The sequence below is a fragment of the Actinomadura sp. NPDC049382 genome (assembly GCF_040677125.1).
GTDB classification, from domain to species: domain Bacteria; phylum Actinomycetota; class Actinomycetes; order Streptosporangiales; family Streptosporangiaceae; genus Spirillospora; species Spirillospora geliboluensis.
The window spans coordinates 1-23,560 of the sequence record NZ_JBFARO010000123.1 but is presented as its reverse complement, the minus strand read 5'-3'; the positions used below and the strand labels follow the sequence as shown (position 1 = coordinate 23,560).

Below are 23,560 nucleotides of genomic sequence, written 5' to 3'. Positions count from 1 at the left end.
TCCACGGCGCGCACGCCGGCCAGCCCGCCACCCACGACGATGACCCTGTCCATGAGCCGAGCCGCCCGCCGTCCCGCCGGTGCCGGAGATCCCCGCCGTGCCGGTCGCGGGCGCCGAGGTCACCCCCGAGCAGGTGTCGGAGACCGAGCCCGCGAGCGGCGTCGGCATCCCCGGCGTCACGTTCCAGCCCCCCATGGTCGTCTTCCAGCCGCCGCAGCCGAAGGCCGAGGCGCCCGCCCGTCCCAAGGACGAGCCGGAGCAGCCGGCCGCCGAGCGCGACACCGGCGACGACGACCACGACCACGACCACGGCCCGGCCGACGAGGACGACTCCGAGGACCGCCCGTCCCGGCGGCGCCGCCGCCGCGGCGGCCGGGGCCGCGGCCGGGGCAGGGACGGCGCCGACGACGAGGCGCAGGCCGAGGAGGCCGAGGCCGAGGAGCCGGCCAAGGACGAGCAGCCCAAGTCCGGCAAGGCCGCCAAGAGCACCAGGTCGAGCAAGGCGGCCAAGAAGGACGCCGCCAAGAAGGACGCGGACAAGGAGCCCAAGGCGGAGGAGGCCGATCAGGAGGCCGCCGACGACGAGGACGACGGCGACGCCCAGTCCGGCACCAGCCGCCGCCGGCGCCGCCGCAGGCGCCGCTCCGGCACCGACGGCGAGAACGGTGCCGACACCGACGACCCGCCGAACACCGTCGTGCACGTCCGCACGGCCCGCGAGGAGCGCGCCGCCGCCGAGGACGAGGTGCGGTCCGTGCGGGGCTCGACCCGGCTGGAGGCCAAGAAGCAGCGCCGCCGCGAGGGCCGCGAGCAGGGCCGCCGCCGCCCGCCGGTGATCACCGAGGCGGAGTTCCTGGCCCGCCGCGAGTCGGTCGAGCGGGTCATGGTCGTCCGGCAGGAGGGCGAGCGCACCCAGATCGGCGTCCTGGAGGACGACGTCCTCGTCGAGCACTACGTCAACCGCGCCACGCACCAGTCGTACGTGGGCAACGTCTACCTGGGCAAGGTCCAGAACGTCCTGCCGTCGATGGAGGCGGCGTTCGTCGACATCGGCAAGGGCCGCAACGCCGTCCTGTACGCGGGCGAGGTCAACTGGGACGCCTCCGGGCTGGAGGGCCAGCCGCGCCGCATCGAGTCGGCGCTGAAGTCGGGCCAGTCGGTGCTCGTCCAGGTCACCAAGGACCCGCTCGGCCACAAGGGCGCCCGGCTCACCAGCCAGGTCTCGCTGCCCGGCCGCTACCTCGTGTACGTGCCGGACGGCTCGATGACCGGCATCAGCCGCAAGCTCCCCGACAAGGAGCGCAGCCGCCTCAAGGCGATCCTGAAGAAGGTCATGCCGGACAACGCCGGCGTGATCGTCCGCACCGCCGCGGAGGGCGCCACGGAGGAGGAGCTCTCCCGCGACGTGTCGCGGCTGGCGGCCCAGTGGGAGAGCATCCAGAAGAAGGTGAAGACGGCCTCGGCGCCGTCGCTGCTCTACGGCGAGCCCGACCTGACGATCCGGGTCGTGCGCGACATCTTCAACGAGGACTTCTCCAAGCTGGTCGTGTCCGGCGCCGAGGCGTGGGACACCGTCTCCGAGTACGTCGAGTACGTGGCGCCGCACCTCGCCGACCGCGTCGAGCGCTGGACGGGCGACCAGGACGCCCTGTCGGCGTTCCGCATCGACGAGCAGATCGCCAAGGCCCTCGACCGCAAGGTGTGGCTGCCGTCCGGCGGCTCGCTGGTGATCGACAAGACCGAGGCCATGACGGTCATCGACGTCAACACCGGCAAGTTCACCGGGCAGGGCGGCAACCTGGAGGAGACCGTCACCCGCAACAACCTGGAGGCGGCCGAGGAGATCGTCCGCCAGCTGCGGCTCCGCGACGTCGGCGGCATCGTCGTGATCGACTTCATCGACATGGTGCTGGAGAGCAACCGGGACCTGGTGCTGCGCCGCCTCGTCGAGTGCCTGTCGCGGGACCGTACCAAGCACCAGGTCGCCGAGGTCACCTCGCTGGGCCTGGTCCAGATGACCCGCAAGCGGGTCGGCCAGGGCCTGCTGGAGGCGTTCTCGGAGACCTGCGAGTCCTGCAACGGCCGCGGCATCCACGTCCACCTGTCGCCGGTCGAGCCCAAGCCGGACAAGGCGGCCGGCAAGGAGAGCGGCCGCCGCCGCAAGCGCAAGGGCGAGGTCGAGAAGGCCGTCGAGGAGAAGCTGGCCCATCACGAGGCCAAGCCCAAGGAGCAGGCGGCCGAGCCGGCGCCCGAGCCCGTGGCCGTGGCCGAGCCGGAGCCGGAGGCCAGGCCCGAGCCGGTCCGGACCCGGGCGAGGAGGTCGGGCCCGGCGAAGCGCCCGGCGGGTCCGCCGCCCGAGATCGACGAGTCCCCGGCCCAGGCCGCGGTGGAGGCCGCCGAGGCCGCCGAGGAGGCCGCGGGCACCGCCCCCGGCGCCCTGGACTCCGCCGAGCCCGTCCCGGTGACCGCGAACGGCGCCGAGCCGTCCGGCGGCGAGCTGAACGGCGCCGGCCCGGTCGCGGCGGAGGCCGCGGCCGAGTCCAACGGCTCCGCGCCCGCCGAGGCCGCCGAGCCCGAGCCGGAGGCCGAGCCGGCCGCCCGGCGGCGCCGCACCCGGCGCACCCGCGCCACCGCCGACGTCGGCGAGTCCGCGGACGACTGACGTGGTTCCCGGTGCCCTGGCCGTGCGTTCGCGTTGCGGTCAGGGCATCCGGTATCCTCGTACTTCGGCGCGTCGTGGGCGCGTCGACTGAACCCGCACCACGAACCCCGTCCGGGGTCCGTTCGGTGCTCACCTCGCCGATCCGGTGAGGGCAAGCAGAGAGCGCCAGGGGTCTCTCCTGGTGTGCCGCTCTCGGCCCGGTGCCGGGGGTAGGCCCCCATCCGGGGGCTGGTAAGCCACGCGTGGGACCGGTTCAGTCCGGAAGCGCGCGCAGACGAAGGGTTTCCGCGGTGTACGCGATTGTCCGCGCAGGCGGCAGGCAGGAGAAGGTCGCCGTCGATGACGTGCTGACCGTCGACAAGCTGGCCGGCGAGGTCGGCTCGACCGTCACGTTCCCGGCGGTCCTCGTCGTGGACGGCGAGAACGTCGTCAGCGGCTCGGCCGACCTGGCGCGCTACGAGGTGACCGCCGAGATCCTCGGCGCGGTCAAGGGCCCGAAGATCAACATCATGCACTACCGGAACAAGACCGGGTACAAGCGGCGGATGGGTCACCGTCAGCCGTACACCGAGGTCAAGATCACCGGTATCAAGGCCGGGAAGTAAGGGAGAGCGGTCTCATGGCACACAAGAAGGGCGCATCGTCCAGCCGCAACGGTCGCGACTCCAACGCCCAGCGCCTCGGCGTGAAGCGCTTCGGCGGCCAGGTCGTCAACGCGGGCGAGATCATCGTCCGGCAGCGCGGCACCCACTTCCACCCCGGCCCGGGCGTCGGCCGCGGCGGCGACGACACGCTGTTCGCGCTGGTCGCGGGCTCGGTGCAGTTCCGCCGGTACCGCGGGCGCAACGCGGTGAGCATCGTCCCGCCGGCGGAATAGTCCGCCTGGGTTCCAGACGTTTCGAAAGGGGCGGACCGTTCGACGGTCCGCCCCTTCGCCTTTTTCACGAGGTTTCACCGAGGAGAGTCACCGTGGCCGCAGGAGCGGGATCGGGCGCGCAGTTCGTCGACCGGGTGGTGGTGCACGTCGCGGCGGGCAACGGCGGCAACGGCTGCGCCTCGATCCACCGGGAGAAGTTCAAGCCGCTCGGCGGGCCGGACGGCGCGAACGGCGGGCGCGGCGGCGACGTCGTCCTCGTCGTGGACTCCAACGCCGCGAGCCTGCTGGAGTACCACCGGCGCCCGCACCGCAAGGCCGGGAACGGCAAGCAGGGGCAGGGCAGCATGCGGACCGGCGCGGACGGCGGCGACGTGATCCTGCCCGTCCCGGACGGCACGGTCGTGAAGGAGGGCGACCGGGTGCTGGCCGACCTGGTCGGCGAGGGCACCCGGTACGTGGTCGCGAAGGGCGGCCACGGCGGCCTCGGGAACGCGGCGCTGGCCTCGGCCAAGCGCAAGGCGCCCGGGTTCGCGCTGCTCGGCGAGCCGGGCGAGGCCCGGGACGTGGTCCTGGAGCTGAAGAGCGTCGCCGACGTCGCGCTCGTCGGGTTCCCGAGCGCGGGGAAGTCGTCGCTGATCGCGGCGCTGTCCGCCGCGAAGCCGAAGATCGCCGACTACCCGTTCACGACGCTGATCCCGAACCTCGGCGTGGTCAGCGCCGGCGACACGACGTTCACGGTCGCGGACGTGCCGGGCCTGATCGAGGGCGCCAGCGAGGGCCGCGGCCTCGGCCTGGACTTCCTGCGCCACATCGAGCGCTCGTCCACCCTCGCGCACGTGCTCGACTGCGCGACCATGGAGCCGGACCGCGACCCGCTCAGCGACTTCGAGGTCATCGAGCGCGAGCTGCGGGCCTACGACCGGGTGCTCGGCGACCGGCCGCTGTCGGACCGGCCCCGCATCGTGGTGCTGAACAAGGTCGACGTGCCGGACGGCCGCGACCTCGCCGAGATGGTCCGCCCCGAGTTCGAGGCGCGCGGGCTGCGGGTGTTCGAGGTGTCGGCGGCGACGCACGAGGGGCTGCGGGAGCTGTCGTTCGCGATGGCGGCGATGGTGGCGGAGTACCGCGCGTCGCTGCCGCCGGCGGAGCCGACCCGCATCGTGATCCGGCCGGAGCCGGTCGGCGGCGACACCGAGTTCGAGGTCAAGGCCCTCGGCGACAACACCTACCTGATCACCGGGACGAAGCCCGTCCGGTGGCTGCGGCAGACCGACTTCGCCAACGAGGAGGCCGTCGGCTACCTCGCCGACCGGCTCGCCCGGCTCGGCGTGGAGGACGCGCTCGCCGAGGCGGGCGCCAGCGCCGGCGCCACGGTCTTGATCGGCACCGCCGACGACTCGATCGTGTTCGACTGGGAGCCGGACGTCCCCGCCGGCGAGGCCGCCACGGGCCCGCGCGGCACCGACCGCCGCCTGGACGGCTGGTCGTGAGCGGGGAGGCGCGGGAGCCGTGAGCGAGCGCGAGGAGATCGCCAAGGCCCGCCGGATCGTGGTGAAGGCGGGGTCGTCGTCGCTGACGACGCCGCTGGGCACGATCGACGCGAACCGCATCGACGCGCTGGTGGACGTCCTCGCCGCGCGCCGCGCCGACGGCACCGAGATCGTGTTCGTGTCGTCCGGCGCGATCGCCGCCGGGCTCGGGCCGCTCGGGCTGACCCGCCGCCCCGGGGACCTCGCGACCCAGCAGGCGGCGGCGAGCGTCGGGCAGGGCCTGCTGTTCGCCCGCTACACCTCGTCGTTCGCCCGGTACGGGCTGACGGTCGGGCAGGTGCTGCTCACCGCCGACGACATGATGCGCCGCTCGCACCACCGCAACGCGCAGCGCACCCTGGGGCAGCTCCTCGCGCTGGGGATCCTGCCGATCGTGAACGAGAACGACACCGTCGCCACCGACGAGATCCGGTTCGGCGACAACGACCGGCTCGCGGCGCTCGTCGCGCACCTGATCCGCGCGGACGCGCTGGTCCTGCTGTCGGACGTCGACGCGCTCTACACCGGCGACCCGCGCCAGCCCGGCGCCCGCCGCGTCGACGACGTCCGCGACCCGGACGACCTGAGGGACGTGAAGCTCGGCCGGTCCGGGCGCGTCGGCACGGGCGGCATGGTCACCAAGGTGGAGGCGGCCCGCATCGCGGGCATCCCGGTGGTGCTGACCAACGCCGCGTCCGCCGCGCACGCGCTCGCCGGCGACCGGGTCGGCACGCTGTTCCACCCCGCCGAGGGCCGCCGCATGTCGACGCAGAGCCTGTGGCTCGCGCACGCCACCACCGGCCAGGGCCGCGTCACACTGGACACGGGGGCCGTCGAGGCGGTGGTGCGGCGCCGCAAGTCGCTGCTCCCTGCCGGGGTGACGGGGGTGGACGGCGACTTCGCCGCCGGCGACCCGGTCGACCTGTGCGACCCCGACGGCCGCGTCGTCGCGCGCGGCCTGGTGAACTACGACGCGTCCGAGATCCCGGAGCTGATGGGGCGCTCGACGCGCTGGCTGGCGCGGGAGCTGGGCGCCGGGTACGAACGCGAGATAATCCACCGCGACCATTTGGTGATTCTGAAATGACCGGGGGGTCCGGGGGCGTCCCCCGGACCGGCTCGAACGAGGGAGCGTTGTGATGGGCGAGGGCGAGCGCGAGGAGTTCCTGCGGGTGGCGCGGCGCGCCAAGGACGCGGCGGCCGGGCTGGCGCCGCTGCCGCGGGCGGCGAAGGACGCGGCCCTGCACCGGATCGCGGACGCGCTGGTCGCCGCCGCCTCGGAGATCGTGAAGGCGAACGAGGCCGATGTCGCGCGGGCCCGCGAGAACGGCACCTCCGAGTACATGATCGACCGGCTGAGCCTGTCGGAGGAGCGGATCGCCGCGATCGCCGAGGCGGTCCGGCAGGTCGCGGCGCTGCCCGACCCGGTGGGGGAGACGGTGCGCGGGAACGTGCTGCCGAACGGTCTGGAGCTGCGGCAGGTGCGGGTGCCGCTCGGCGTCGTCGGGATGATCTACGAGGGCCGGCCGAACGTGACCGTGGACGCCGCGGCGCTGTGCCTGAAGAGCGGGAACGTGGCGATGCTGCGCGGCTCGTCGTCCGCGCACGACTCGAACACGGTGCTGGTCCAGGTGATGCAGGCCGCGCTCACCGACACCGAGGTCCCCGCCGACGCGGTGCAGCTCGTGCCGGGGACGTCCCGCGAGTCGGTGAAGCACCTGATGCGGGCGCGCGGCCTGGTGGACGTGCTGATCCCGCGCGGCGGCGCGTCGCTGATCAACTCGGTGGTGGAGGAGTCGACCGTCCCCGTGATCGAGACGGGCGTCGGGAACTGCGCCGTCTACGTGGACGCCGCCGCCGACGTGGACATGGCCGTCGAGATCCTGCTGAACGCCAAGACGCAGCGCCCGTCGGTGTGCAACGCGGCGGAGACGTTCCTGGTGCACGCCGACGTCGCCGACGCGTTCGTCCCGCGCGCGCTTGAGGCGCTCAGGGCCGCCGGGGTCACCGTCCACGGCGACGACCGCATCCGCTCCTACGGCGACGACGTCGTGGAGGCCGGTGAGGACGACTGGTACGCCGAGTACCTGTCGCTCGACATCGCCGCCCGCTTGGTCGACTCCCTGGAGGACGCCGTCGCGCACATCCGCACCTACGGGTCGGGGCACACCGAGGCGATCGTGACGGCGTCCCAGCCGGCCGCGAAGCGCTTCGTGTCGCTGGTCGACTCGGCCGCGGTGATGGTGAACGCCTCGACGCGGTTCACCGACGGCGAGGAGTTCGGCTTCGGCGCGGAGATCGGCATCTCGACGCAGAAGCTGCACGCGCGCGGCCCGATGGGGCTGCCGGAGCTGACGTCCACGAAGTACGTCGTGACCGGTGAGGGCCACACCCGCGGCTGACCCGTCCAAGTTGTGACATTTTTGCCATTGATGTCACGTTGAGGCTGTGGTCTGATTCACGATTGTGACTCGTGAGTACAGCCGCCGCCGCGTGCTGAAGGGCGCCGCCCTCGGCGCGGGGATCGCCTCGACCGGGCTGGCCGCGTTCCCCGCGCGTCCCGCCGCCGCCGCTGCCGCGCCCGCGCTGGCCGGCTCCGCCGCCGGAACCACCCTCGACCGGACGTACGTGCTCGGCGCGGCGGGCGCGGGCGGCTACCGCCCGGTGATCACCGGGCCGGGGGAGCCGCACCTGCTGCGCCGCGACCTCGGCGGCACCGCCGCCGCCCGGCGCGCCGCGACCCGCCGCGGGATCCTCGCGTTCGGGCACCTCACCGACGTGCACGTCATCGACGCGCAGTCCCCGGCCCGGGTCGAGTTCATCGACCGGATCCGGGACCTGGTGAGCGGCTTCCCCGAGGGCGGGTGGCGGCCGCAGGAGCTCCTGTCCACGCAGGTCGCCGAGGCGATGGTGCAGGCGATGAACCGGGTCGGCCGCGGCCCCGCGACCGGCCTCGGGCTGGCGTTCACCATCAACACCGGCGACGCCGCCGACAACGTCCAGTACAACGAGATCCGCTGGATCATCGACCTGCTGGACGGCGGCCGCGTCCGCCCCGACTCCGGCGACCCGAACCGGTACGAGGGCGTCATGGACTGGACGTCCTACGACCGCGCGTACTGGCACCCCGAGGGCGCGCCGCCCGGCGCGCAGCCCGACGTCGGCTACGCCAAGTACGGCTTCCCCCGCGTCAAGGGCCTGATCGACGCCGCCCGCCGGCCGTTCCAGGCGACCGGCCTGGCCATGCCGTGGCTCGCCGCGTTCGGCAACCACGACGGCCTCATCCAGGGCAACCTGCCGGTGAACCCGCTGGTCTCCGGTCTCGCCACCGGCGGCATCAAGATCGGCGCCCCGGCGGACGACGGCCAGGCCGAGCGGCTCGCCCGCATGATCCAGAACGCCGACGCCGCGGAACTCGTCCGGCTCAGCCGCGAGCAGGGCGGCGCGGGCGGGCTGTTCCGCCCCGTCACGCCCGACGGGAACCGGCGGATGCTGTCGCGCCGGGAGGTCGTCGCCGAGCACTTCACGACGTCCGCGTCCCTGCGCGGCCACGGCTTCACCGCCGCCAACCTCCTGGAGGGGACGGCCTACTACGGGTTCGACCAGGGCGTGGTGCGCGGCCTCGTCCTCGACACCGTCAACCCGAACGGCTACTCCGAGGGCTCGCTCGACAAGAAGCAGTTCGCGTGGCTGGAGGCGCAGCTCAAGGCGGGCAGCAGCCGCTACCACGCCGCGGACGGCACCGTCGTGAAGCACAGCGTGAAGGACCGGCTGTTCGTGCTGTTCAGCCACCACCCGATCGGCTCGCTGGAGAATCCGCTCGGCGGCGACCGCGTCCTCGGCGACGAGGTGCGGGCGCTCCTGCTGCGCTACCCGAACGTCATCCTGTGGGTGAACGGCCACACGCACCGCAACCAGGTCATCCCGCACGCCCGCGAGGGATCGGGAGGCTTCTGGGAGGTGAACACGGCCGCGCACATCGACTTCCCGCAGCAGAGCCGCATCGTCGAACTGGCCGACAACGGCGACGGCACCCTGTCGATCTTCGCGACGATCCTCGACTCCGCCGGGCCCGCGTCCTACGGCGGCCGGCTCACCGACCCCGTCCGGCTGGCGTCGCTGTCCCGCGAGCTGGCGGGCAACGACTGGCAGGACCGCGACTCCGACCGCCGCGGCGAGACCGCCGACCGCAACGTCGAACTCCTCGTCCCGGCCCCGTTCTGAACGAAGGGCCGCCGCGTCCGTGTCGCGGCGGCCCGAGCCCCGCTACCGGCTCGTCGGCCCGTTGTCGCGGCGGGTGAGCCGGTCGAACAACCCGCCGGCGGCGCCCGCCGCCGCGTCCGCCACGTCGCGGACCTTGCCCACGAACGGGTCGGCGGTCCGCTCCCACGACTCCCGGTAGGAGCGCGCCGCGTCCTTGATCCCCTCCCGGACGGACGCGCTGTCGTCCTCGTCGCGGCGCGTGTAGTCCCCGGCGAGGATCCGCTCGTACTCGCCGCCGTGCGCCCACCGGTCGATCTCGGCGAACCGGATCACCGCGAACGGGTGCGACTGCCCGAGCAGGTTCAGGAACTTCAGGATCCCGTCCCGCACATCGCCGGCCGCGTCGTACTCGCGCGCCTGCTGCCGGAACGCCTCCGCGCTCATCTCGCCGAGCCGGACCCCGCCCGCGAGCTTCATGTTGGCCCGCTTCGCCGCGTCCACGTCCTGCCCGGCGAGCAGCCCCGCCCGGTCCGAGGACAGCTCCGCCTTCCGGAACCACTCCCGCAGCCCGATGATGATCGCCGCGATGCCGACGTTGCCGAGCGGCAGCCACGCCAGCCGCGACCCGAGCTGCAGCAGGATCTGCATCATCGTCTGGTACACCGCGTGCCCGGACAGGATGTGCCCGACCTCGTGCCCGATGACGAACCGCAGTTCCTCGTCGTCCAGCAGGTCGAGCAGGCCGGTGTTCACCACGATGAACGGGTGGTCGGAGCCGAGCGCCATCGCGTTCGGCGTCGGGTCCTGCCGGACGAACAGCTCCGGCACCTCGGGCATGTCCAGGATGTAGCAGGCGTCGCGCACCATGTCGTGGATGTGGCGGAACTGGTCCTCCCCGACCCGTACGGTCCCGCCGAGGAACATCAGCCGCAGCGACCGCTCGTTGATCAGCCCCGACATCTTGCGGAGGACGACGTCGAACCCGGAGAGCGAACGCAGCGCCACCAGCGCCGATCGGTCCGCCGGGTGCTCATAGGCCCGGGAACTGATCCCCGGGAACCGCGTCCGCGCTCGATCCGGTGTGTTCTCCGTCATGTCTGGCATGGTAGTTCCGACGAACGGTCGGGCGGCAGGGTTCCACGCCGGGGACCGGCTGCCGGGTCCGGCCGCGCCCGGGAGGCAGCCATGTTCGATCCCAAGGCCGAGGCGATGTCGGTGGACGAGCGGGCCGCGCTGCAGCGGCACCGGCTGTGGGGGCTGGTCGACCGGCTCCTCGCCGCCGGCGGCGTGCAGGGGCGGCGGCTGAAGGACGCCGGTGTCACCGGCGGTTCCGACGTGACGCTCGCCGGGCTGCGCGACCTGCCGTTCACCACCAAGCAGGACCTCTGGGACGGCTACCCGTTCGGGATGCTCGCCGTCCCGCGGGACCAGGTCGCCGCCGTGCACGGCTCCAGCGGGACGCGCGGGCGCCCGACCCTCGTCGCCTACACCAAGGGCGACCTCGACCTGTGGGCGGCGATGTGCGCGCGCTCCCTGTCGTGCGCCGGGGCGGCGCCGGGCAGCGTCGTCCACAACGCCTACGGGTACGGGCTGTTCACCGGCGGCATCGGCATCCACCAGGGCGCCGTCGCGCTCGGCGCGACCGTCGTGCCGATGTCGGGCGGCATGACCGACCGGCAGGTGCGGATGCTCGCCGACCTGCGCGCCGACATCCTGACCTGCACCCCCGCGTACGCGCTGCGGCTGGGCGAGGCCGTCGCCGAGGCCGGCGTCGAGGTCCCCGCGCTGAAGGCCGGGCTGTTCGGCGCCGAGCCCTGGTCGGAGGAGCTGCGCACCGCCATCGAGGCCGTGCTGCCGATCAAGGCGATGGACGTCTACGGCCTGTCCGAGGTCATCGGGCCCGGCGTCGCCACCGAATGCCTCGAACAGGACGGCCTGCACGTCAACGAGGACCACTTCATCGTCGAGGCCGTCGCACCGTCCACCGGCGAACCCGTCGCCGACGGGACGCCCGGGGAACTCGTCTTCACCACGCCGACCAAGCAGGCGCTGCCGCTGCTGCGGTACCGGACCGGCGACATCGCGTCCCTGACGCGCGGCGAGTGCGCCTGCGGCCGGACCCTCGTCCGGATGAGCAAGGTCCTCGGGCGGGTCGACGACATGATCGTCGTGCGGGGGGTCAACGTGTACCCGAGCGAGGTCGAGCGGGTCCTGCTCGGGTCCGGGCTCGTCCGGCCGCACTACCAGCTCGTCGTGGACCGGCGCAGCCCGTCCGCGCGGCTCCTCGTCGCCTGCGAGGCCCTCTCCGGGGACCCCGGAGCCGACCTCGTCCACGCGCTGCACGAGGCGCTGGGGCTCACCGCCGAGGTGTACGTGCTGCCCGGCGGCACCGTGCCGCGAACCGAGGTCGGCAAGGCCGTCCGCGTCGTGACCTGGGACGACGGCCACCCGCCCATCCCCGGCCTGAGCTGAGCCCGGGGGGCCGGACGTTCCGGGCACCGACCCGGCTGGCTATTCTCGTCGCCATGACGCAAAAGCGGCGGCTGGGTGTGATGGGCGGCACCTTCGACCCCATCCACCACGGGCACCTCGTGGCCGCGAGCGAGGTCGCGCACTTCTTCTCGCTCGACGAGGTCGTGTTCGTGCCGACCGGCCTCTCGTCCCACAAGGACGGCCGCGACGTCACCGCCGCCGAGGACCGCTACCTCATGGCCGTCATCGCCACCGCGTCCAATCCGCGCTTCTCCGTCAGCCGCATCGACATCGACCGCCCCGGCCCCACCTACACCGTCGACACCCTCCGCGAGATGCGCGACATCCAGGGGCCCGGCACCGACCTGTTCTTCATCACCGGCGCCGACGCGCTGGAGAAGATGCTCACCTGGCATGACACCGACGAGCTGTTCGAACTCGCCCACTTCATCGGCGTCACCCGCCCCGGCCACCGCCTCGCCGACCCCGGCCTCCCCAACGGACGCGTGTCCCTGATGGAGGTGCCGGCCCTGTCCATCTCCTCCACCGAATGCCGCGAACGCGTCCAAGCGGGCGAACCGATTTGGTACCTCGTCCCCGACGGCATAGTCCAGTACATCAACAAACGAAACCTGTATTAGTTGTGCATTTAGGGGCGGTGGTGTCCACCCGGCCCAACCCCTCATGGGTTGAACCTCGGCCTCTCGGCCGTGACGGGGGTTCCAGGGGGTCGCCCCCCTGGACGGAGTTGATCGCGACCCTGGTGGTGCGCTCCGCATACCCTGGTGGGGGAGGGCCGCATGAGCGTGCGGTTGTACATCGACACGGGGGTACCGACGTCCTTGGCACGTGAGAGGGTGTCAACGGAGACGACCCCTACAGGGAGGATCGCGAGCGCATCGTGACCGCATCCGAGAGGGCGGCAGAGCTCGTCCGGATCGCCGCCGAGGCGGCGGGCGACAAGCTGGCCGACGACATTCTTGCCTACGACGTGAGCGAGCAGCTCGTCATCACCGACGCGTTCGTGCTCTGCTCCGCCCCCAGCGACCGGCAGGTCCGCGCCATCGTGGACGAGGTCGAGAAGCGCCTGCGCGAGGAGGCGGACGCCAAGCCCGTCCGGCGCGAGGGCGAGCGTGAGGGCCGGTGGGTCCTGCTGGACTACGCCGACATCATCGTGCACATCCAGCACGAAGAGGACCGCATGTACTACGCCCTCGAACGCCTGTGGAAAGACTGCCCCCTCATGGACCTGCCGGAGGGCGCGACCGCCCACCAGGCCCAGCGCGCCCGTGCCGTCGGGAGCCCGAGTGAGTGACGCCCGCCGCACCCGCGAACCCGGCAAGCGGCGGCTCGTCCTCTGGCGGCACGGCCAGACCGCGTGGAACGTCGAACGCCGCTTCCAGGGCAAGACCGACATCCCGCTCGACGAGACGGGCGTCCAGCAGGCCCAGCGCGCGGCCCGGCTCCTCGCCGGGCTCCGCCCCACCGCCCTGCTGGCCTCCCCGCTGCGCCGCGCCGCCGACACCGCCCAGGCGCTCGCCGACATCACCGGGCTGCCCGTCCGCTACGACCGGGACCTCATCGAACGCGACGGCGGCGCCTGGGAGGGCCTGACGTCCCGCGAGATCCGCGAGCGCTACCCGGCCGAGCACGCCGCCTGGCAGCCGCCCGGCGGGGAGACCAGCGCCCAGGTCGCCAAGCGCGTCGGCGCCGCCCTCGAACGGGCCCTCGACGAGCTGCCGCCCACCGGCCAGCTCGTCGTCGCCTCGCACGGCGCCGCGCTGCGCCTCGGCATGTCCCACCTCATCGGGCTCCCCGAGGAGACCTGGGAGCGCCTCGGCGGCCTGTCCAACTGCTGCTGGTCCGTCGTCACCGAGATGCGCGACGGCGGCTGGCGACTCGCCGAGCACAACGCCGGGACCCTCCCCGAGCCCGTGCTCAGCGACGACCGGCCCGACGCCGGCACCTGACCCGCAAACGATTCGAGAGCAGCCCCGTCCGTCCTATACACTGGCGGGGCGCTGCGGGATGAACGTCCACGCAGCGGCGGGGCTATGGCGCAGTTGGTAGCGCGCCTCCATGGCATGGAGGAGGTCTGGGGTTCGAATCCCCATAGCTCCACTCGGAGTCGGGAGTGGTGTGGTCGGAGCTTTGCTCCTTCCCTGCCACTCCTTCGTCGTTTTGTCCGGGGGGCGACCCCCGGGCCCCCGATGTGGGGGGCTCCGCCCCCCACGCCCCCTTGCCGGTTTCCGTTTCCGCTTCTCTTGCGCTTGCTGGGTGCCCCTTGGCTCTTGGTTGGGGCCGTCTGGCGAATGGGGGGTGCCGGACGACCTGAGCATGGGGGGCGGGATGGTTTCATGCGGGGTATGGGAAGACATCGCAGGGGGGCGAAGCGCGAGGTCACGGTGGCCGACCTCATCGACGAACTGCGCCGGTTCGAGCCCGGGACGCAGGTGCGGCTGGCGGTCCAGCCCCGGCTCCCGCAGGAGCACGCCGTCGGAGGCGTCGCGGAGGCGGACGGCATGGTGTGGATCGGCGACGGCGGGCACCGCGGGTACGCGCCCGACGAGGTCGCCGAGCAGCTCGGGTGGAGCTGACGCAAAGCCTTCGCCATGACGGCGGCTACCTTTGCTCCGCCCGCGCTTCGCACTGTCGATCATGAGGGAACAGCCAATGACGTGGCGATGCATGATCGAGAGGGTTGACCCCAATGAGAAGCCCGATGCTAGGGCTGCTGCCCGCCGCGGTCGCGGCGGCGGCCGTCACGGCCGTGGCCGTGCCGGCGTCCGCGGAGGAGGCACCGCAGCCCGTCCCGCGGACCTACACCCTGGACGACTGCCCCGAGGCGCTGAACTTCCTGACGTCGATGCTCAGCTCGATGCTGAAGAGCCCCGACGTCGCCAAGGCCGTCTGCACCATGAAGGCGGAGCAGAACGCGCAGGACACGCCGAGCGCAGAGGACGGGTGGGACACCAAGGGCACCAAGGGCGCGGAGGGCACGCAGGGCGCGGAGGACACCAAGGGCGCGGAAGGCGCGGAGGGTGCCGAGGGCGCGGAGACCGCGCCGGTCGAGGGCACCTACACCGATCCCGACGGGCGCACCGTCGCCCAGAAGGACAACAAGCTCCTGGGGCTCGTGCAGATGCCCAAAAGCCTCCTGGTCAAGGTGCCGACCCTCGACGAGGGCACGTACACCTACACGGCCGGCGGCCGCTGACGTTCACGGGCCGCGGAGGGGTGTCCTTCGCGGCCCGTGTCTCAACCGCTCCCAGCGTGCACTAAGCTTTTCCTCGACCGAGGGGCTATGGCGCAGTTGGTAGCGCGCCTCCATGGCATGGAGGAGGTCTGGGGTTCGAATCCCCATAGCTCCACGCTCGGCTTCGGAGTGGTCGGCCTGCGGGCCGCCACTCCTTTGTCGTTTCAGACGGGGGTCGTGGTGTAGCGCAGGACGGCGCCCACGGGATGGTCCGGTGCCTGGTCGTTGGGCGGCACGACGACCAGTTCGCTGTCGGTGGCGGCGGCGGCCCGCACGAGGGCCGCGTCCGCGCGCTCCGCCCGGGGGTCGGTGATGCCGAACTCCTCGCGGAGCTCCTCCGCGGTGGCGGCGACCTGGATCGGATCGGGGCCGATCCACAACTGGTCGTCGGAGTCGGTGTCGTCCATCAGCAGCAGCGTCTCCACCTGGCCGTGCCGGAGCGCCTGCGTCGTCGCGGGCAGGCCCGACACCGCGCGCTCGCCGTTGGCGAGTTCGCGGTCGAAGCGCTCGGCGACCGTCATGACGCGTTCGGCCGTCTTCAGCTTCAGGAGGCGGTTCAGCTCGTCGTCCAGTTCCGGGTCGTCGATGCCGGTGTTCTTGTCCGCCTCGACGGTGTGCTCCAGGACGCTTTCCGACACCTCCTCCAGGACGGCGTTGCGGGCGCGGACGTCGCCGGCGATCACGACGGCCTCGGCGCGGCAGCGGTCGGCGGCGCGGTCGATCTCGTGGGCGACCTTCTTCGCGTTGAGCTTCCAGGTGTTCTCCGAGGAGCGCTGGTACCGGGACTGGTTCCAGTCGCCCGCCTTCACCTTGCGGATGGGGTACTCCTCGTCGCCCCGCACGTCGATGTGCTCGTGCCTGCCGTCGGCGCCCACGCAGTCGATCGCGCCCCCGCGGCGGTCGACGACGGCCACCAGGTGCGCGAACTGCTCGCCGCGCTCGGTGAGGTACGGCAGGACGTCCGGGAGCGGGGCGAGGGTCGCGCGGGTGACGCGGGGCGGGTGGGTGAGCCGTTCGCTGTACACCACCTCGCCGTCCGCCGCGAAGACCACGATGCCCTCGGAGCGGCGCATCGCCAGCTCCTCCTCGATGGTCCGCGCGATCGCGCGGACGGTGGCCTTGGGGGTGTTCTGGTCCTCCAGTTCCGCGCGCAGCGCCCGCCACCGCAGCTCCGCGGCCTTGGCCGCGTCCTCGGTCGTCCGGGTCAGGTCGGCGTACACCGACGCGTACGGGCCCGGACGTTCATACAGCGTCTTGAGGAATGCCAGATCCATGGGACGGCCGTACCCGTTGCAGCTGGGACAAACGTAAAGACGGGGTGGTTCGTGTGGTTTTGTTGGGGGTTTCCTGGTCAGCCCTCGGCCGACTGCTGGAGGCGCGCGTAGGCGAGCTGCAGCCAGTCCGAGCCGGCGACCGCCGTCATCGTGACGCCGGCGAGGCGGGTGGCCTCCGGGGCGAACACCAGGCCCGCCGCGTAGGCCGTCGCGACCCACTGGGCCGTGCAGAACGGGCAGGTGATCAGCTCTCCGACGGCGTGCCGGACGCCCTTGCCGCGCACCTCCTCCGCCACCTCCGACGGGCCCGCCGTCCCCGAGTACCGGGTGAACGGGGCGCGCAGCGGGCTGGTCACCGGGTCCTTGGCGATCAGCCGCGCCACCTTGTGCGTCGTGACCGTCATCAGCGCCAGGTCGGCGGCGCCGATGACCGGCGGACGGTCGCGCAGCCTGCGGCCGAGCAGCGCCATCGCCGCCGTCGTCAGCGCGTAGACGCCGAGCGTGCCGAGGTAGGAGCCGAGCGGGCGGTCCGCTCCGGCGGTGTACTCCTCCTTCTGCTTGCGCGCGGTGTCGACGACCGCGTTCATCGCTTCTCCTTCCGGGGGTCGACGATCAGGCAGAACTCGTTGCCCTGCGGATCGGCGAGCACCGTGGTCGGCCAGCCGTCGTCCACGAAGGGGCCGCGGACGACGGTGGCGCCGAGCTCGGTGACGCGGGCGAGTTCCGCGTCCATGTCGGCGACGCGGAGGTCAGGGTGCATGCGGTTCTTGCCGGACTTCGGTTCGGGGACGCGCTGCAGCAGGATCATCGGGCCCCGCCCGGACGGGTCCGTCAGGTGGACGTACGGGGGGTCGTATCGGCCGCGTTCGTAGCCGAGGGCGGCGGCCCAGAAGTCGGCGAGCGCGTCGGGGTCGCGGCAGTCCAGGACGAAGACGAGTTCCATCTAATGGTTGCGCAGCGCCTTGACCAGCTCGGACTTGTTCATCGAAGAGCGGCCTTCGATGCCGATCTCGCGGGCGCGGTCGAGCAGTTCGTCCTTCGTCCAGTCGTCGTAGGAGGGGTTCTTGCCGCCCTTGCGGCTCACGTTCTTCTTGCCGCGGTTCGCGGAGGCGTTCGCGATGCGCGCGGCCTTCTCCTTGCTCTCGCCCTGGTCGCGCAGCTTCTGGTACGTCTTCTCGTCCTTGATCTGTGCTCTAGGCATAGCGGAACAACTACCCGGCACACGAAGTCCACACATCGGCGAGAATGGCACCCGGAAAGGGGACTCGTGCGCATCGGCATCCTGGGCCCGCTCGACCTGCGGGACGAGGCCGCCCGGCCCGTCGAGGTCGGCGGCCGGCGGCTGCGCGCCCTCCTCGTCCGGCTGGCCGCCGAGGGCGGCCGGCCCGTGTCCGCCGAGCGGCTGCTGGACGACCTGTGGGACGGCGCCCCGCCCGGCGGCAACGCCCTGCAGGCGCTCGTGTCCCGGCTGCGCGGCGTCGCCGGACGGGACGTCGTCGAGCACGGCCCGGCCGGCTACCGGCTCGGCATCGACCCGGCGGAGGTCGACGCGGTCGCGTTCGAGCGCGGCGCCGCGGCGGCCCGCGCCGAGGACGACCCGGCGCGGCGGGCCGCCGGGCTGCGGGCCGCGCTCGCGCTGTGGCGGGGGCCCGCCCTCGCCGACGTCGCCGACGCCGACTTCGCCCACCCGTTCGCCGCGCGGCTGGAGGAACTGCGGGTCGCCGCCGTCGAGGACCGCGTCGAGGCGGAGCTCGCCGCCGGCCTGCCCGTCCCGCCGGTCGCCGAGCTGGAGCCGCTCGCCGCCGCCAACCCGCTCCGCGAGCGGCTGCGCGGCCAGCTGATGCGCGCGCTGTGCGCGGCGGGGCGGCAGGCCGAGGCGCTGGAGGTGTACGAGGAGACGCGCCGCGCGCTCGCCGACCGGCTCGGCGTCGACCCGTCCCCGGAGCTGGCCGCCGTCCACCTGTCGATCCTGCGGCGGGAGGCCCCGGCGCCCGCGCCCGCCGCCGTCCCGGACGTTCCCGCCGCCGTGCCCGCGCCGCGCACCAACCTGCCCGCGCAGCTCACCAGCTTCGTCGGACGGGAGGAGGAGTCGCGGCGCGTCGGCAAGCTGCTCCGCGAGACCCGGCTCGTCACGCTCACCGGCCCCGGCGGCGCGGGCAAGACGCGGCTCGCCGGTGAGAGCGCCGCCGCGCTCGTCGACGAGATGCCGGACGGCGCCTGGTTCGTCCCGCTCGCCCCGGTCAGCGAACCCGGCGACGCCGTGCAGGCTGTGCTGTCGGCGCTCGGCGTCCCCGAGACCGTCAGGCCCGGCGAGACGCGCATGGCGGTGCGGCCCGTCGAACGGCTCACCGACTTCCTCGCCGCCAAACGCATGCTCATCGTGCTCGACAACTGCGAGCACCTCATCGACGCGGTCGCGCGGCTCGTCGACCACGTCCTCGCGCAGGCGCAGGGCGTCCGGATCCTCGCGACGAGCCGCGAACCCCTCGGCATCACCGGCGAGTCGCTGTGCCCCGTCCCGTCCCTGCCGCTGCCGGACGAGGACGCCGCCGACCCGGCCGCCGCGCTCGGCTACGCCTCGGTCCGGCTGTTCGCCGACCGGGCCGCGGCCGTCCGCCCCGGCTTCGCCGTGGACGCCGGTACCGTCGCCGACGTCGTCGCGATCTGCCGGGCGCTCGACGGTATCCCGCTCGCGATCGAGCTGGCCGCCGCCCGGCTGCGCTCCCTCACGCCCGGCCAGGTCGCGGCCCGGCTCGGCGACCGATTCCGGCTGCTGGCGGGCGGCAGCCGCGCCGCGCTGCCCCGGCACCGCACGCTGCGCGCCGTCGTCGACTGGAGCTGGGACCTGCTGGACGACGCCGAACGCACCGTCCTGCGCCGGCTCTCGGTCTTCGCCGGCGGCGCCACCCCCGAGGGCGCCGTGCACGTGTGCGGGCTGGACGCCCCCGACGCCCCCGACCCGCACGACGTCATCGACGTCATCGCCGCCCTGGTCGACAAGTCGCTGGTGATGGCGGACGGCGACGCCGAGGTCCGCTACCGGCTGCTGGAGACCGTCCGCGTGTACGCGGGGGAGCGGCTGGAGCAGTCCGGCGAGGCCCGGCGCGTCCGGGACGCGCACGCCTGCTACCTCGTCGGCTTCGCCGAGCGCGCCGAACCGGAGCTGCGCCGCCACGACCAGCTGCGCTGGGCCGAGCGGATCTCCGCCGAACGCGGCAACATCGCGGCGGCGTTCCGCCACGTGACCGAGACCGGCGACGTCGAGACCGGGCTGCGGCTCCTCGCGGCCCTGGTGTTCTTCTTCATCCTGCGGGACATGGAGACGGAGGCGTCCGGCTGGGCCGTCGCCGTGCACGCCATGGCCGGCGACACCCCGCCTCCCGGTCTGGAGGAGGAGCACGCGCTCTGCGTCATCTCGTCCCGCCTCATCACCGAGATGCAGAAGGACCAGGGGCCGACGCGGGAGTCGCTGAACGCCGCCCTGGCGGACATCGCCTCCGTCATCCCCGACAGGCCGAGGCATCCCGTCCTGGCCCTCGCGCAGTGCGCGTCCAGCATCTTCACCGGCGACATGGAGGCGATGCGCCGGCGGCTGCACGACATCGACGACCATCCCGACCCGTGGCTGCGCGCCATCGTCCGCGTCTGCCTGGGGCACATGGCGATCCACACCGGGGACATCGACGAGGCGGCCGCGGAGACCGCCGACGGCTACGCGCGGTTCCGGGAGATGGGCGACCGGTTCGGGATGATCGTCGCGCTGAGCGGGATGATGCAGGTCGCGCTGGCCCGGGACGAGGCGGCGGAGGCCATCCGGCTCGGCGAGGAGGCGCACGGCTACGCCACCGCCCAGGTCAGCCCGGAGCAGGGCGCGGGGATCCTCATCCAGCTCGCCCGTGCGCGCGCCCGGCAGGGCGACGTCGAGGGCGCGCGCGCGGACCTCGACCGGGCGATGGCGGAGACCGAGCGGGTCGGTGAGTTCGCCGAAGCGGCCGGCGCGTCCCTGCAACTGTGCGAGCTGTCCCTCCAGGAGGGCGACCGGGACGCCGGGCGCGCCTACGCCGAGCGTGCGCACCAGTGGGTCGAGGCGCGCGGCCACCGGCCCGACTTCGTGCAGACCGCCCGCCGCACCCACAGCCGCCTCGGCTGCCTCGCCGAGGAGGACGGCGACCTCGACGAGGCGCGGCGCCGGCACACCGAGGCGTTCCGCGACCTGCACGACGACGTCCTCATGGGCAACCCGACCGTGGCGTCCCTCATCGAGGGGCTGGCCGCCTACGCCGCCGCGCGCGGTGCGTTCGTCCGCGCCGCCGAACTGCTCGGCACCGCGCACACCCTGAACGGCTACAGCGACGACACCTCCTACGAGGTCCGCCGGACGCTGCCCGTCGTGACCCGCGCCCTCGGCGACGACGCCTTCGCCGCCGCCTACGAACGCGGCCGCCTGGTCACCCGCCAGGGCGTCTTCGAGCAGAGCGCCGACCTCGTCGCGTCCATCTGACGGATGCGGCGGGACGCGCCGGTCCGCGGCTCGTGCACGGGTGCCGCACCGAGTGGGGACGGCCGCGCGCGCCATCCGCGGACTGTGCGTCCGGGGATGGCGCGCGCGGCCGTGGGTGCGGGCCGCTGTCAGGCCCGCCGTGAGTACATGCGCATGGCGAGCGGGAACGTGACCAGGGTGATGCCCGCCGCCCACGCGAGCGTGTACCAGGCGTGGTTCCCGATCGGGCCGCCGACGGTCAGCGCACGCACCGCCGCGGCCAGATGGGTGACCGGGTTGATGTCCGTCCACGCCTGCAGCCACCCCGGCATCGTGGCCGTGTTCGGGACGAGGATGTTGCTGCCGAACGTCAGCGGCATCACCCAGAGGAAGGACAGGCCCTGGACCGTGTCCGGCGACGGCGCGATCAGGCCCACCAGCACCGAGAACCAGCACACGGCCAGGTAGAACACGTACGCCAGCGCGAACGCCGCCACCACCGACAGCGGGTCGGTGTGGAACCGGAAGCCCAGGATCGACCCGAAGCCCACCAGCATCGTCATCACGGTGACGAACCGCGCCGTGTCCCCGAGGACCGTCCCGATGAGCGGCGCCGACCGGGCGATCGGCAGGCTGCGGAACCGGTCGAACACGCCCTTGTGGATGTCCTCGTTCAGCGCCGTCCCGACGCCCATCGTCGCGAACATCGTCATCATCGCGACCAGGCCCGGCAGCAGCTCCTGCAGGTAGGCGTGCGTTCCGCCCGCCACCGCGCCGCCGAACACGTAGAGGAACAGCACCAGGAACACGATCGGCATGAGCGTCGTGTCCAGCAGCTTTTCCGGGGAGTGCCGCAACTGGGCGAGGTTGCGCCACGCCAGGGTCAGGCCGTGCCGCAGCGTCCGCCTCGGGCTGACGCGCCCGGGCGGCTCGGCCGGCGCCTGCGGACGGGAGTCGACGGTCATCGTGGTCATGCCACGCTCCTTTCGAGTTCGAGGCCGGCCTCGTCGGCGAGGTGGCCGGTGAGTGTGAGGAACACCTCGTCGAGGCTCGGCATCCGCAGCGCCAGCTCGGCCGCCGTGATGGACGCCTCGTCCAGCCGCCGCACCAGCGCGGACATCAGCCCGGGATCGTTCACCGGCGCCGTGACGAGCCCCGTCGCCTCCTGCACCTCGGGGCGCTCGCCGGTCAGCTCGGCCACGATCGCGGCGAGCTGGGCGGCGCGGTACGGCTCGGCGGCTCGCACCGCGAGCGTCTGCCGCCCGACCCGCCCCTTCAGCTCGTCGGACGTCCCCTCGGCGATGACCCGGCCGTGGTCGAACACCGCGATCCGGTCGGCGAGGGCGTCGGCCTCCTCCAGGTACTGCGTCGTCAGCAGCACGGTCGCGCCGTCGGCCACCACGGTGCGGACCGTCTCCCACACCTCGTTGCGGGCCCGCGGATCCAGCCCGGTCGTCGGCTCGTCCAGGTAGATGACCTCGGGATGGTTGATCAGGCTCGCCGCCAGGTCGAGCCGCCGGCGCATGCCTCCCGAGTAGGTCTTCACGGCGCGCGACGCGGCGTCCGTCAGCCGGAACCGGTCGAGCAGCTGCCGGGCCCGCGCCTTCGCCTCCCGCCGGCCGAAGTCCAGCAGCCGCGCGATCATCACCAGGTTCTCGGTGCCGGTCAGCTCCTCGTCCACCGACGCGTACTGCCCGGTCAACCCGATCTTCGCCCGGACGCGCGCCGCGTCCCCGGCCACGTCATAGCCGCACACCTCGGCCCGTCCGGCATCCGGCTTCAGCAGCGTCGCCAGCACGCGGACGGCGGTGGTCTTGCCCGCGCCGTTGGGCCCGAGCACCCCGAGCACCGTGCCGCGGCGCGCCGCGATGTCCACACCGTCCAGCGCCTTCGTATCGCCGAACGTCTTGCGCAGCCCCTCCGCGCGGATCACTTCGTCCATCGGTCCCGCCTTTCGCCATGCGTCATCTGTGACGGTCACCACGGTGGGGGAGGGCGCTGACAGGGCGCGGACATCGGCGCCCGCCCGCTGACGCGCCGCTGACACGGGACTGATGTCGCCGCCGTGAACCGCGAGTGACCTGCAGGTTTCTCGCGTCTGCGGGAGGCGTCGACCAGCAGGCCCTCGCCCACGGGCGTCGGAACGGCCACGGTCGAGGGGCCGCAAAGCCCCTGTGGGCGGAGCGTTCAGCGGGTCGTGTCGATTTGACGGGCTGTCCGAGGCTGCCTAATGTCTGTCGTGCCCCAAGGGGATGCGGGACGCCGAGAGGCGGACGGCCCCGGGGGAAGCCGAAAGAGGAAAACGGTTCGCGGCTTGCTTCGAACCGAGGTACTCTCGAATGGCAAGCCCGGACGGGATGCAGGACGCCGCGAGGTGGCCGGCCCGCAGGGGCGACTCCTACGGATCGACCATCGCCAGGCTCACGGCCTGGGGGTGACTCGTCGCCGCGGGGGGACTGGGACGCCTCCAACCGTCAAAAAGATCTTCGCGGATCTGCTTGACAGCGGGAGCGGAACAGGTAAGTTAGAAGGGTTGCCCCGGAGCCGGGGTCCGCGAGAGCGGGGTTCGGCGCGGTGGGTGTCCGTTTCTTGAGAACTCAACAGCGTGTTAAAAGCCAGTGCCTTTATCGGCTCGGTTCTCCTTCGGGAGTCCGGGTCGCCCCGTGACCATCGATCTTCGGATTGGTGGTGGGGATTTCTTTGAGGCAATGTGCAACTCCTTTGGAGTTGTGCTTTTGCTGGGATTTTCTTCGAGGTTTGGCTGCCGGCGGTTCGCCCCGCTGGTGGTCGTTTGGACCTTAATGGAG

Annotated in this window: 21 protein-coding genes and 2 tRNA genes; 16 read left to right on the top strand and 7 right to left on the bottom strand. The window is 72.8% G+C overall.

Translation table 11 applies throughout. The features are described 5' to 3' along the window. The first annotated feature begins 79 nt into the window (after nucleotides 1–79). The 7 genes from AB0K34_RS38475 to AB0K34_RS38445 all read left to right on the top strand — a co-directional run bounded on the left by AB0K34_RS38475 (nucleotide 80) and on the right by AB0K34_RS38445 (nucleotide 9,292). Nucleotides 80–2,662 (top strand): Rne/Rng family ribonuclease, encoded by a 2,583-nt coding sequence (locus AB0K34_RS38475; RefSeq protein ID WP_364553669.1) that lies wholly within the window; start codon nucleotides 80–82, stop codon nucleotides 2,660–2,662. 290 nt (nucleotides 2,663–2,952) lie between these two features. Further along, nucleotides 2,953–3,267, top strand: a complete 315-nt coding sequence (gene rplU / locus AB0K34_RS38470; RefSeq protein WP_138638715.1) for a 50S ribosomal protein L21 — start codon at nucleotides 2,953–2,955, stop codon at nucleotides 3,265–3,267. A 14-nt stretch (nucleotides 3,268–3,281) separates the two neighbouring features. Beyond that, nucleotides 3,282–3,539 carry a 50S ribosomal protein L27 gene (rpmA, locus tag AB0K34_RS38465; protein WP_138638714.1) on the top strand — a complete coding sequence of 86 codons (258 nt, stop codon included), beginning with the start codon at nucleotides 3,282–3,284 and terminating at the stop codon, nucleotides 3,537–3,539. 92 nt (nucleotides 3,540–3,631) lie between these two features. Continuing rightward, nucleotides 3,632–5,029, top strand: a complete 1,398-nt coding sequence (gene obgE / locus AB0K34_RS38460) for a GTPase ObgE (protein ID WP_138638713.1) — start codon at nucleotides 3,632–3,634, stop codon at nucleotides 5,027–5,029. Between the two features lie 19 nt (nucleotides 5,030–5,048). Continuing rightward, the gene (proB, locus tag AB0K34_RS38455) at nucleotides 5,049–6,155 is read left to right on the top strand and encodes a glutamate 5-kinase (RefSeq protein WP_364553667.1); all 1,107 of its coding nucleotides are present in this window, start codon (nucleotides 5,049–5,051) and stop codon (nucleotides 6,153–6,155) included. Nucleotides 6,156–6,207: 52 nt separating this feature from the next. After that, nucleotides 6,208–7,470, top strand: coding sequence for a glutamate-5-semialdehyde dehydrogenase (locus AB0K34_RS38450; RefSeq protein ID WP_364553665.1), 1,263 nt, complete (start codon nucleotides 6,208–6,210; stop codon nucleotides 7,468–7,470). A 64-nt stretch (nucleotides 7,471–7,534) separates the two neighbouring features. After that, the gene (locus AB0K34_RS38445; protein WP_364553663.1) at nucleotides 7,535–9,292 is read left to right on the top strand and encodes a TIGR03767 family metallophosphoesterase; all 1,758 of its coding nucleotides are present in this window, start codon (nucleotides 7,535–7,537) and stop codon (nucleotides 9,290–9,292) included. Between the two features lie 42 nt (nucleotides 9,293–9,334). Here AB0K34_RS38445 and AB0K34_RS38440 read toward each other — a convergent pair whose 3' ends face one another. Then, entirely contained in the window at nucleotides 9,335–10,366 is a 1,032-nt protein-coding gene (locus AB0K34_RS38440; RefSeq protein WP_364553661.1) for a M48 family metallopeptidase, read from the bottom strand. Between the two features lie 90 nt (nucleotides 10,367–10,456). Here AB0K34_RS38440 and AB0K34_RS38435 point away from each other — a divergent pair, with 90 nt between their 5' ends. The 8 genes from AB0K34_RS38435 to AB0K34_RS38400 all read left to right on the top strand — a co-directional run bounded on the left by AB0K34_RS38435 (nucleotide 10,457) and on the right by AB0K34_RS38400 (nucleotide 15,114). Next, the gene (locus AB0K34_RS38435) at nucleotides 10,457–11,743 is read left to right on the top strand and encodes a phenylacetate--CoA ligase (protein ID WP_364553660.1); all 1,287 of its coding nucleotides are present in this window, start codon (nucleotides 10,457–10,459) and stop codon (nucleotides 11,741–11,743) included. 53 nt (nucleotides 11,744–11,796) lie between these two features. Next, nucleotides 11,797–12,384, top strand: coding sequence for a nicotinate-nucleotide adenylyltransferase (gene nadD, locus AB0K34_RS38430; protein WP_364553658.1), 588 nt, complete (start codon nucleotides 11,797–11,799; stop codon nucleotides 12,382–12,384). Nucleotides 12,385–12,644: 260 nt separating this feature from the next. Further along, the gene (gene rsfS / locus AB0K34_RS38425; RefSeq protein ID WP_138638707.1) at nucleotides 12,645–13,058 is read left to right on the top strand and encodes a ribosome silencing factor; all 414 of its coding nucleotides are present in this window, start codon (nucleotides 12,645–12,647) and stop codon (nucleotides 13,056–13,058) included. Next, nucleotides 13,051–13,713, top strand: coding sequence for a histidine phosphatase family protein (locus AB0K34_RS38420; RefSeq protein WP_138638706.1), 663 nt, complete (start codon nucleotides 13,051–13,053; stop codon nucleotides 13,711–13,713). Before rsfS ends, AB0K34_RS38420 begins: the two co-directional genes overlap by 8 nt. Nucleotides 13,714–13,791: 78 nt before the next feature. Next, nucleotides 13,792–13,864: transfer RNA gene (locus tag AB0K34_RS38415), tRNA-Ala, on the top strand. Nucleotides 13,865–14,109: 245 nt separating this feature from the next. Further along, entirely contained in the window at nucleotides 14,110–14,340 is a 231-nt protein-coding gene (locus tag AB0K34_RS38410; RefSeq protein ID WP_301177689.1) for a hypothetical protein, read from the top strand. A gap of 113 nt (nucleotides 14,341–14,453) precedes the next feature. Next, nucleotides 14,454–14,960, top strand: a complete 507-nt coding sequence (locus AB0K34_RS38405) for a hypothetical protein (protein WP_364553656.1) — start codon at nucleotides 14,454–14,456, stop codon at nucleotides 14,958–14,960. 81 nt (nucleotides 14,961–15,041) lie between these two features. Further along, nucleotides 15,042–15,114 (top strand) — tRNA-Ala (locus tag AB0K34_RS38400). 49 nt (nucleotides 15,115–15,163) lie between these two features. On the opposite strand, the gene AB0K34_RS38395 is transcribed toward AB0K34_RS38400, so the two are convergent. The 4 genes from AB0K34_RS38395 to AB0K34_RS38380 form a co-directional block, all read right to left on the bottom strand. Continuing rightward, entirely contained in the window at nucleotides 15,164–16,273 is a 1,110-nt protein-coding gene (locus AB0K34_RS38395) for a Vms1/Ankzf1 family peptidyl-tRNA hydrolase (protein WP_364553654.1), read from the bottom strand. A 77-nt stretch (nucleotides 16,274–16,350) separates the two neighbouring features. After that, the gene (locus AB0K34_RS38390; RefSeq protein WP_138641262.1) at nucleotides 16,351–16,860 is read right to left on the bottom strand and encodes a DUF1360 domain-containing protein; all 510 of its coding nucleotides are present in this window, start codon (nucleotides 16,858–16,860) and stop codon (nucleotides 16,351–16,353) included. After that, complete coding sequence (locus tag AB0K34_RS38385; RefSeq protein ID WP_364553652.1) at nucleotides 16,857–17,216, bottom strand: VOC family protein; 360 nt, start codon at nucleotides 17,214–17,216, stop codon at nucleotides 16,857–16,859. The genes AB0K34_RS38390 and AB0K34_RS38385 overlap by 4 nt, the downstream gene beginning before the upstream one ends. Next, a complete protein-coding gene (locus tag AB0K34_RS38380) occupies nucleotides 17,217–17,474 on the bottom strand; it encodes a Rho termination factor (RefSeq protein WP_364553651.1) in 258 nt (85 codons plus the stop codon). Nucleotides 17,475–17,540: 66 nt separating this feature from the next. Here AB0K34_RS38380 and AB0K34_RS38375 point away from each other — a divergent pair, with 66 nt between their 5' ends. Further along, nucleotides 17,541–20,774: a BTAD domain-containing putative transcriptional regulator gene (locus tag AB0K34_RS38375; protein ID WP_364553649.1), complete on the top strand. Its 3,234-nt coding sequence runs from the start codon at nucleotides 17,541–17,543 to the stop codon at nucleotides 20,772–20,774. 128 nt (nucleotides 20,775–20,902) lie between these two features. On the opposite strand, the gene AB0K34_RS38370 is transcribed toward AB0K34_RS38375, so the two are convergent. Both AB0K34_RS38370 and AB0K34_RS38365 read right to left on the bottom strand, forming a co-directional pair. Further along, nucleotides 20,903–21,727, bottom strand: coding sequence for an ABC transporter permease (locus AB0K34_RS38370; RefSeq protein WP_205719647.1), 825 nt, complete (start codon nucleotides 21,725–21,727; stop codon nucleotides 20,903–20,905). Further along, nucleotides 21,724–22,695 carry an ATP-binding cassette domain-containing protein gene (locus AB0K34_RS38365; RefSeq protein WP_138641259.1) on the bottom strand — a complete coding sequence of 324 codons (972 nt, stop codon included), beginning with the start codon at nucleotides 22,693–22,695 and terminating at the stop codon, nucleotides 21,724–21,726. Before AB0K34_RS38365 ends, AB0K34_RS38370 begins: the two co-directional genes overlap by 4 nt. Nucleotides 22,696–23,560: the final 865 nt, after the last annotated feature.